The 1751-nt window shown below is 62.5% G+C and carries 1 protein-coding gene; it reads left to right on the forward strand.

Annotated features, from left to right (window positions below; genetic code table 11):
- The first annotated feature begins 312 nt into the window (after positions 1-312).
- Positions 313-1434 (forward strand): IS110 family RNA-guided transposase, encoded by a 1122-nt coding sequence (locus J2T23_RS19830; RefSeq protein WP_307362946.1) that lies wholly within the window; start codon positions 313-315, stop codon positions 1432-1434.
- The last annotated feature ends 317 nt before the right edge of the window (positions 1435-1751 follow it).

Here is a 1751-nt window from a genome sequence, read left to right on the forward strand (position 1 = left end):
GCGGGTGGGCTAGACGATATGTAGCAGGAGGTGGCCGGCTTGGGAGGACCACCTGTGGAGCCTCTGGACCCTTCTGGAGGTCCATTGTCGCCGGACCGTTTCCGGAGCGTCCTGCTTTGTGCGATTCCCGTCGCCGATGCGGATTGGTGGACGCTCCGGATCTTGTTCCGGCGCTGATGGCCCTCCTGTCAGAAGGGTCCGGAATATGTGGCCCAGGGGGGGGCTGGAACCTCCTTTTCAAAGCAAGTCGTGGGTTGCCTGCCACACTTGGCGAACAGGTAGAGCCACATTTGAAATTTGGAGGTTCCAGCTATGTTCGAGCGTACAAGCGTCGGCTTGGATGTCCATGCCCGTACTGTTGTTTCATGCGCCCTGGACGCGCAGACCGGCGAAGTCATTTTGCACCGCATGACTCCGGATCGTGGTGAGATTCTCGCCTGGATTCTTTCCCTGCCGTCGCCGGTCAGAGTCGTTTACGAGGCAGGACCAACGGGCTTTGGCCTGGCACGGTTCCTGCTGGCCTCCGGGATCGACACAGTGGTCGCGGCACCATCGAAGCTCCAGCGCCCGTCCGGGGACCGGGTAAAAACTGACGCAAAGGACGCGCTGCATTTGGCCCGGCTCCTGAAGCTGGGTGAGGTCACCGGGGTAAGAATTCCATCGGCGGACCAAGAAGCTGCACGGGATCTGGTCCGTTCCCGGGAAGACGTCCGTGGCGATCTGATGCGTTCCCGGCACCGGATTTCCAAACTGCTGTTGCGCCAAGGCATCGTCTATTCCGGCGGGCAAGCCTGGACTGGCACTCATGAACTCTGGCTGGCACGCCAGCAATTCGAGAACCCGGTCCGGCAGCTGACCTACGAGTCCTCCCTGGAAGCGATGCATGAGATCTCAGACCGCCGGGACCGCCTCGATCAAGCGATCACAGCGATGGCGTATGCGAGCGAGTACACCCCGGTGGTCAGATCACTGCAGTGCCTGCGCGGCGTCTCGACGCTGACCGCGTTTGGACTGGCCGTGGAGATCGGCGACTGGGACCGGTTTACCGGTTCCACGATCGGCGCTTACCTCGGCCTGGTCCCGACTGAGCATTCCTCCGGGCAATCCCGGTCCCAGGGGTCCATCACGAAGACAGGCAACAGCCACGCCCGCCGCCTGCTTGTGGAGGCCGCATGGCACCACCGCAGGCCCTATAACAACCCGTCCCGGCTCATGCGGTCCAGGTGGGAGGAAGCCACCTCCGAAGCACGAACCCGCGGCCATGCCGGCAACCGGCGCCTGCACGAACGCTGGCTCAGCTACCTCGAACGCCGCAAGCGCCCGGTCATCGCCAACGTCGCCATCGCCCGCGAACTCTCCGGCTGGTGCTGGTCCCTGGCCACAAGCACACCTCCGGCAGCCCGCTCCCTAAGATCGATCGCGTCCGTGCACTGATCAGAGACAGAAAGCCCCCGGGGAAACCCAGTTGGAAGTGGTTCCTTGCAGCGCGTGGAGTAAATCCGCGATACACCTATGGGCAACCAACAACGGCCACGCCCGTCATTGCTAGACCAGCGGTAACCTCCAGCCGAACACTTCGTCCTGCGGTAACCAACCCGCGCATATCAGTCTGACCGCGCAGTCGCCAACGACACGCTGGCCACACCCAACACCTCTTCCCAGGGCACAAAAAGGAAGCGGTCCCAGGCAACCCAGCCCGAGGACCGCTTCCTCACGCTCTTGACAAACGAGACCTACATATCAGGTGTACT

This window comes from Pseudarthrobacter niigatensis (assembly GCF_030812615.1).
GTDB classification, from domain to species: domain Bacteria; phylum Actinomycetota; class Actinomycetes; order Actinomycetales; family Micrococcaceae; genus Arthrobacter; species Arthrobacter niigatensis.

Coding starts and splice junctions, on each gene's coding strand:
- J2T23_RS19830 (WP_307362946.1), top strand. CDS start 313: ATGTTCGAGCGTACAAGCGTCGGCTTGGATGTCCATGCCCGTACTGTT.